This is a genomic window from Streptomyces sp. NPDC002845, from assembly GCF_053591955.1.
Map to the genome: position 1 here is coordinate 108,307 of NZ_JBSFUU010000029.1, position 7,010 is coordinate 115,316.

Below are 7,010 nucleotides of genomic sequence, written 5' to 3' on the forward strand. Positions count from 1 at the left end.
GCTGGGGGCGGGGGCGAAGTAACTACGTAACTACGCCGTCACCGTGAACGCCTGCAGGATCGCCGCGATCAGCTTCGGATCGCCCTCCCCCTTGATGCGGTCGGCGACCGCGTCGGCGGTCACGCGGCCGCAGGCCAGGCGGAAGTACGTCTCCCAGTCCATGGTGACGGTGGCGGCCGGGCCGAGGGCCGGGGCGGTCTCCAGGGTGCCGTGGCCCTGGATGTCGACGCGGATGGTGCGCAGGAACTCCACCGGCCCGTGCACGTCGAAGACGACGGCCGAACTACGGGGGGCCTGCGCGTCCTCGGCGACGACCTTCGGCAGGACGGAGAGCAGCTCGTCCCGGGCGACATGCGCGCCCGGCGAGTCCAGGTTGCCCGGCTTGCCGAGGGCGGTGCGCAGGTCCTGCTCGTGCATCCACACGTCGAAGGCCCGGTTGCGCATGGACTGTTCGAGGGTCAGCTCCGTGCCGAGCGGGCCGCGTACCTTGGTGCCGGGGGCCCGTGACTCGTTCCGCAGCTGGCGGTTGCGGCGGATGATCGTGTACTCCAGCTCCGACGTCATCTCCGGCGCCGTGTGGTGACGGCGGACGTCGACCTGCATCTCCATGTACCGCTGGTGCTCGTTCGTCACGTGGTACAGGTCGCGCGGGAGTGTGTGGATGGGGCGCGGGTCGCCGAGCATCTCGCAGTCCAGGCCGATGACATGGGAGATCACATCACGTACCGACCAGCCCGGGCACGGCGTCCGCCGGTTCCACTCGCCCTCCACGAGCGGCGTCACCAACTCGGATATCGCTTCCACGGAGTGGGTCCAGGCGTCGGCGTACGGCTGAAGAGTTGGATGCAGACTCACGGAACGGGACCCCTTGGGCTGTCGGTGCGTGGCGGTGGGTTCTCGGCGGTGGGGGGTGAGTGTCGGCGTTGACGGAGGTGGAGCTGTGTGAGGTTTCGGCTGTCGGCGTTGACGGGTTTGGGCGGGCGTCGGCGGCTGTCGGCGGGTGCTGTGGAACGTTAAGTTACGCTGCTGCGGGGCACCCCGGCAGTGCTTTCGTGTGACGATCGTAGGCCCGTGTGGACGACTCGAATGCCAGGACGGTGGTAGTGTGCACGCCTCTCTGATCCAGATCGCCGTAGACCAGGATGAATCAGTCGATTCGCGTCGGCTGCGTGCCGCCTCCCTGGTCCGTGATCAGGCCGGTGCCGATCTCGTCGTCCTCCCCGAGCTGTGGACCACCGGGGCCTTCGCGTACGAGTCGTTCGCCGCCGAGGCCGAGCCGCTGGAGGGGCCCACGTACGAGGTCATGTCCAAGGCCGCGAGCGACGCGGGCGTGTGGCTGCACGCGGGCTCGATCCCCGAGAGAGACCCGGGCGGCCCCCTCTACAACACCTCTCTCCTCTTCTCCCCCTCCGGTGAACTCGCCGCCGCCTACCGCAAGATCCACCGCTTCGGCTTCGACAAGGGCGAGGCCGTGCTGATGGGCGCGGGCGGCGACCTGGTGACGGCCCGTCTGCCCGAGACCACCCTCGGTCTCGCGACCTGCTACGACCTCCGCTTCCCCGAACTCTTCCGCGGCCTCGTCGACGACGGCGCCGAGACCCTTGTCATCCCGGCGGGCTGGCCCGAGCGCCGCCGCTCCCACTGGACGCTCCTGGCCCAGGCCCGGGCCGTCGAGAACCAGTCCTTCGTCCTCGCGTGTGGAACGGCCGGCACGCACGCCGGAGTTCCACAGGCCGGTCACTCGATCGTGGTCGATCCGTGGGGCGAGGTGCTCGCGGAGGCGGGTGCGGGTGAGGAGATCCTCTCCGTGGACTTCGATCCGGCGAAGGTCGCCACGACCCGGGACCAGTTCCCGGCGCTGAAGGACCGGGTACTGGGGCTGGAGACGCCGCGTCGCTGACCCCTCTGGCCGGATCCTGGCCGGACCCTGGCCGGTCACGCCGCCGCACCGCCGCGCGGGCACGACCGGCCACACACAATCCGCAGCTCGCGTTCCGCACCACGGCGGAGCGTTCAGTCGTCCTCCCGTTCCCGCTCCGCCAGGTTGATCACACACACCGCCACCGCGATCAGCAGCGCCGGGTCCGCCTCCCGCCGTACGACGTCGATGCCGTACGTGTCCCGGACGCGCAGCCAGCGGCGGGAGATCACGGCGAGGAGTTCACCCTCGTACTCCACGGCGAACTCGCGGTCGAAGATCTTGCCGCTGACGTCGAGCTCGGTACCGTCGACCAGTGACACCCGGTAGTGGTTGCGCAGCAGGGAGAGCCGTTTGCGGCGGACGGTCGCGAGGGGTTCGTCGCCCCGCTCGATCACCATCGTGTCCCGCAGGGCGAACATCTTCCGCCGGATGTCGATCAGGACCTGCCCCTGCCGGTCCTTCAGCTCGAAGGTGTCCCGCAGCCGCATGGCCTTGCCGTCGACGAGGTACGCCTTGTTGCCGCGCTCGTCCTCGATCCAGTAGTCGTCACCGATACCGAGGAGTCGTTCGCGTACGAGGAATCTCATGTCCTCACCCGTTCCCCGGACCCCGTCCCGAAACGCCGCCGGTAGGCCGACGGGCTGACGCCGGTCTCGCGCCGCAGTCGCGCCCGCAGGTTGGCGGAGGTTCCGAGCCCGCTGCGCCGGGCGACGACGTCAAGCCGCTCCTCCCCGTGTTCGATCAGCCGGCACGCGAGGGCCACCCGCTCCCCTGTCAGCCATGCCAGCGGCGTCGTGCCGAGCTGGGCGCGGAAGCGCCGGTGCAGCGTGGCCGGCGAGACGGCGGCCCGTGCGGCGAGGTCCGCGACCGTCAGCGGCTCGGCCAGCCGTTCCTGCGCCCACGCCAGCAGCGGACCGAGCGACTCGTCCGGCACGTCCGGCAGGGGCCGCTCCACGAACTGCCGCTGCCCGCCGTCCCGGTGCGCGGCGAACACCAGCCGCCGGGAAACCGCGTTCGCCATCTCGACGCCGTGGTCCCGGCGCCAGATGTGCAGCCCGAGGTCGAGGGCGGCCGCACTGCCCGCGGCGGTCAGCAGATCACCCTCGTCCACGAACAGCACGTCCGGCTCCAGCAGGACCTTCGGATGCAGTTCCCGGAAGGTGTCGGCCCAGCGCCAGTGGGTCGTGGCCCGCCGCCCGTCCAGCAGCCCGGCCTCGGCGAGCGCGAAGCTGCCGGTGCAGAAGCTCAGGACGCGGGCCCCGCGCGCGTGGGTGCGCCGGATGGCGTCGAGGACGGCGGCCGTGCGCGGTACGACGTTGTCCGGGCGGCCGGGTACGACGAGGGTGTCGGCCTCGTCGACGGCCTCCAGACCGGGCACGTCGGTGAGCGTGAAGAACCCGTGGTTCATCCGTACCTCGGGCGTGGGCGTGCACAGTGTCACCTCGTACAAGGGACGCGGGAGGCCGAGTTCCGGACGTGGCAGCCCGAACAGCTCGGTCGCGACACCGACCTCGAACGGGTTCGTGCTCTCGTCGACGATCACGGCGGCCCGGTGCGGTCGCCGTCCCGGCGGTTGCGAGGATCCTTGCGGCATGTGCGATTCCTAGCACTCGTGCGGGTGCCGGGCCAGCGCCGAGGATGACGGACATGAACAGCGAACCCGTCTCCTTGTCCACCGCCCTCGCCTCCTTCACCGACCTGTGGAGCCCCCGCATCGTCACCGCCGTCAACGACTACGACGTACGCGTTGCCAAGGTGGAGGGCGAGCACGTCTGGCACGTTCACGAACACACCGACGAGTTCTTCCTGGTTCTGGAGGGCGAACTACGCATCGCCCTGCGGGAGCCGGCCGGTGAGCGGACCGTTGTGCTGCCGCAGGGCTCGGTCTTCACGGTCCCGCGCGGGACGGAGCACAAGCCGATCGCACCGGCCGGGGCATCGATCCTGATGTTCGAGCCCACGGGCACGTCGACCGTGGGCGACCGCCACGACGAGATCCCGGCACACGTGGACGCGACTACGGGGCGTCCGCTGGCCTGACGCGCTTCACTGCGGTGAGGAGGGCCGCACTGGCTCGTCTCGGGCACGATGCTCACCGGCACCGTGATCGTCGTCGCCTTTCAGGTACGGGCCAGCCGTAGCATCGATTCCCCCAAGGCCGGCCGCAACGCCTGCCGGTGAGCGGGCGTGGCCTTCCTTGTCTCCTGCTCGATGATCTCGCTGGCCGCAGGGATACCGGCGTGGGCCGCTGCGATGCTGCTCATCACCGCAGTGGTGATCCATACCGTCGGTGAGCTGTGGCACTCAGCCGTCGGCTTGGGCGTGTTCGGCCTGGGCGCGGGACTGGCCGAAGGCCTAGGGCCGGCGAGGCGCCGACCGCATGAACGATGACGGCGACCCTGGCGGCAACGACGGCACACCGAGACCGTTGAGCACGACCGTCGGCGATCAGTCCGGAAGAGCCTGCGCGGCGAGGGCCCCTGCTTCGGTGGTGCCGTCGCCGCTACCCGTACATCGAAGTCGGGCCCCGCCGCCCATCCTTCGGGGAGAGGCGGGGCCCGACCTCAAGAGAGTCGGCGGCTCAAGGACGTTGGCGTCCCATTTTCGCCGACTGCCGGTTGTATCCCTTGGTGTCCCACCACTCTTCCAGCAGGGTGTGGACGATGTGCACGAGTTGCTGGAGTCGGTCGGGATCGGGGGACGACGAGGTGAGCACGTCTGCGAAGGACTTGTCGTCCCAGGGAAGAGTGACCACCCAGCGCTCGTCGGGATGGCCCTGACGCTCTGCGGTGAGCCAGTACGTCAACGTCGCACTGGGGTCGGGGTGGTGATCGACCGACAGATCGGTGATGCTGAACCTCATACTGCCGTCACCGGTGGTGTATGAGCGGGCCAGGGCCTGCTCAGCCGGCGTGTGGGCCGCCATATGCTCCGCCCGTCCTTTCGCCTCGTCTACGAGTACGAGGGTGCCCCAGCCTGACTGCTAGCACCTGGCAGCGGCACGGGTGTCGACCTTGTGGGCCCGCTGGTACGCCTCCGCCGACACCCTCGGCGGACGGCGCACCCGCGTCGAATCGGGCACGGTCGCGGACCCTGGGGCCAAGGCGAGCCACGAGGTGGACCTGGCCGTCTTCGGCCGTGCCGACGATGGCCGGGAGACCCTGCCGACCATCGGTGAGGCCAAGTGGAACGACACGATGGGCGTCGGCCACCTCGACCGTCTCCGCCGCATCCGCGAACTGCTGCGCGGGCGCCCCGGCCTGCACGCCCCCGACACCCGTCTGCTCTGCTTCAGCGGGGCGGGCTTCACCGGCGAACTCCGCGCACTCGCCGACGCCGATCCCACCGTCCAGCTCGTCGGTCTCGACCGGCTCTACGAGGGCGACTGAGGCACCGCCGGAGGGGGCCTCCGGGTGCTGAGGGCCCGGCTCAGCCCTCCAGGAACGCCACCAGCGTGTTGGCGAGGAGGAACGGGTCGTCCGCGCCGCAGAGTTCGCGGGCGCTGTGCATGGAGAGGATGGCCACGCCGATGTCGACCGTCTTGATGCCGTGGCGGGCCGCGGTGATGGGGCCGATGGTCGTGCCGCAGGGCATGGAGTTGTTGGAGACGAAGGACTGGAAGGGCACGTCGGCCTTCTCGCAGGCGGCGGCGAAGACGGCGCGGCCCGAACCGTCCGTGGCGTAGCGGTTGTTGACGTTGACCTTGAGGATGGGGCCGCCGCCCGCGCGGGGGTGGTGCGTCGGGTCGTGGCGCTCGGCGTAGTTGGGGTGGACGGCGTGGCCGGTGTCGGAGGAGAGGCAGACCGTGCCCGCGAAGGCGCGCGCCCGGTCCTCGTACGAGCCGCCGCGCGCGAACACCGAGCGCTCCAGCACGTTGCCGAGCAGCGGGCCGTCCGCGCCGGTGTCCGACTGGGAGCCGTTCTCCTCGTGGTCGAAGGCGGCGAGCACGGGGATGCACGGCACGGTCACGTCACCGGAGGCCTCGGCGGTGGCGAGCGCGGCGAGGGCCGCCGTACCGGCGTGGACGGACAGCAGGTTGTCCATGCGCGGGCCGGCGAGCAGTTCCTTGTCGCGGCCCAGGTAGGCGGGTGCCTCGACGGAGTGGACCATCAGGTCCCAGCCCGTGACCTCGCCGGGGGTGAGGCCCGCCTCCGCCTCCAGGAACGCGATCAGGTCGCCGTCCCGGACATCGTCGCCCAGGCCCCAGATGGGCTGGAGGTGCCGCTGCTTGTCGAGCTTCAGGCCGTCCGAGTTGACCGAGCGGTCGAGGTGGATGGCGAGCTGGGGGACGCGGAGCAGGGGTCTGTCGATGTTCACCAGGCGGGTCGTGCCGTCGCGCAGCGAGAGCCGGCCGGCGAGGCCGAGGTCGCGGTCCAGCCAGGAGTTGAGCAGGGGGCCGCCGTAGATCTCGACGGCGACCTGACGCCAGCCGTGGGCGCCGGTGTCGGGCCGGGGCTTCACGCGGAGGTTGGGGGAGTCGGTGTGTGCGCCCACGATGCGGAACGGGGTGTGCGGTTCGGCGCCCTCGGGGACGTACCAGGCGATGATCGCGCCGTCGCGCAGCACGTACTTGCCGCCGTGCGTCCCCGCGGCGTCAGCCGCTGATGTCACAGTCCACGCGTCCGTCTCGGCGACCTGCCGGAAACCGGCCTTCTCCAGCCGCCCCGCGGCATTCGTCACCGCGTGGTACGGGGACGGGCTCGCCGCCAGGAAGGTCATGAGGTCGTCGGTGTGGCCGCGATCGAAGCGTGGGGGTGTGCTCATGAGTTCACCTTAACGACGTACGAGGGCCCGCTCCCGGTGGCCGGGAGCGGGCCCTCGTAAGGGGGGTGTGAGGGTCGGACAATCGCACCTGAGGAGGCCGAGAGGGGTCGAGAAGGGTCGAGAAGGGCCGGGAGGGGCGAGGCGGACCTCTCGGAACGGCCTCTTGGAACGGCCTCTTGGAACGGCCTCTTGGAACGGCCTCTCGGAATGACCTCCCGGAACGACCTCTTAGAGGGCGTTTACGTAGGTTCATTCCGAAAGGCGGCTTTCAATGTTGCCCCGGTTTGCTTCACTTCAGGTTCTATGCGAACTTCGTGGACCGTTG

Annotated in this window: 9 protein-coding genes; 3 read left to right on the forward strand and 6 right to left on the reverse strand. The window is 70.2% G+C overall.

The features are described 5' to 3' along the window. Positions 1 to 30: 30 nt before the first annotated feature. Positions 31 to 855: a maleylpyruvate isomerase family mycothiol-dependent enzyme gene (locus tag ACWD3C_RS22390; protein ID WP_451146495.1), complete on the reverse strand. Its 825-nt coding sequence runs from the start codon at positions 853 to 855 to the stop codon at positions 31 to 33. A 250-nt stretch (positions 856 to 1,105) separates the two neighbouring features. Here ACWD3C_RS22390 and ACWD3C_RS22395 point away from each other — a divergent pair, with 250 nt between their 5' ends. Further along, entirely contained in the window at positions 1,106 to 1,900 is a 795-nt protein-coding gene (locus tag ACWD3C_RS22395; protein WP_451146497.1) for a carbon-nitrogen family hydrolase, read from the forward strand. 113 nt (positions 1,901 to 2,013) lie between these two features. Here the strand turns inward: ACWD3C_RS22395 and ACWD3C_RS22400 are convergent, their stop codons facing one another. After that, positions 2,014 to 2,508: an LURP-one-related/scramblase family protein gene (locus ACWD3C_RS22400; RefSeq protein WP_451146499.1), complete on the reverse strand. Its 495-nt coding sequence runs from the start codon at positions 2,506 to 2,508 to the stop codon at positions 2,014 to 2,016. Next, positions 2,505 to 3,515 (reverse strand): GlxA family transcriptional regulator, encoded by a 1,011-nt coding sequence (locus ACWD3C_RS22405; RefSeq protein WP_451146501.1) that lies wholly within the window; start codon positions 3,513 to 3,515, stop codon positions 2,505 to 2,507. Before ACWD3C_RS22405 ends, ACWD3C_RS22400 begins: the two co-directional genes overlap by 4 nt. Positions 3,516 to 3,568: 53 nt before the next feature. Here ACWD3C_RS22405 and ACWD3C_RS22410 point away from each other — a divergent pair, with 53 nt between their 5' ends. Beyond that, complete coding sequence (locus tag ACWD3C_RS22410) at positions 3,569 to 3,961, forward strand: cupin domain-containing protein (RefSeq protein ID WP_451146503.1); 393 nt, start codon at positions 3,569 to 3,571, stop codon at positions 3,959 to 3,961. A gap of 80 nt (positions 3,962 to 4,041) precedes the next feature. Here the strand turns inward: ACWD3C_RS22410 and ACWD3C_RS22415 are convergent, their stop codons facing one another. Beyond that, the gene (locus tag ACWD3C_RS22415) at positions 4,042 to 4,185 is read right to left on the reverse strand and encodes a hypothetical protein (RefSeq protein ID WP_451146505.1); all 144 of its coding nucleotides are present in this window, start codon (positions 4,183 to 4,185) and stop codon (positions 4,042 to 4,044) included. Positions 4,186 to 4,502: 317 nt separating this feature from the next. Beyond that, the gene (locus ACWD3C_RS22420; protein ID WP_451146507.1) at positions 4,503 to 4,847 is read right to left on the reverse strand and encodes a hypothetical protein; all 345 of its coding nucleotides are present in this window, start codon (positions 4,845 to 4,847) and stop codon (positions 4,503 to 4,505) included. 79 nt (positions 4,848 to 4,926) lie between these two features. On the opposite strand from ACWD3C_RS22420, the gene ACWD3C_RS22425 reads away from it, so the two are divergent. After that, entirely contained in the window at positions 4,927 to 5,310 is a 384-nt protein-coding gene (locus ACWD3C_RS22425) for a hypothetical protein (RefSeq protein WP_451146509.1), read from the forward strand. 40 nt (positions 5,311 to 5,350) lie between these two features. On the opposite strand, the gene ACWD3C_RS22430 is transcribed toward ACWD3C_RS22425, so the two are convergent. Beyond that, positions 5,351 to 6,685 (reverse strand): M18 family aminopeptidase, encoded by a 1,335-nt coding sequence (locus tag ACWD3C_RS22430; protein ID WP_451146511.1) that lies wholly within the window; start codon positions 6,683 to 6,685, stop codon positions 5,351 to 5,353. Positions 6,686 to 7,010 lie beyond the last annotated feature (325 nt).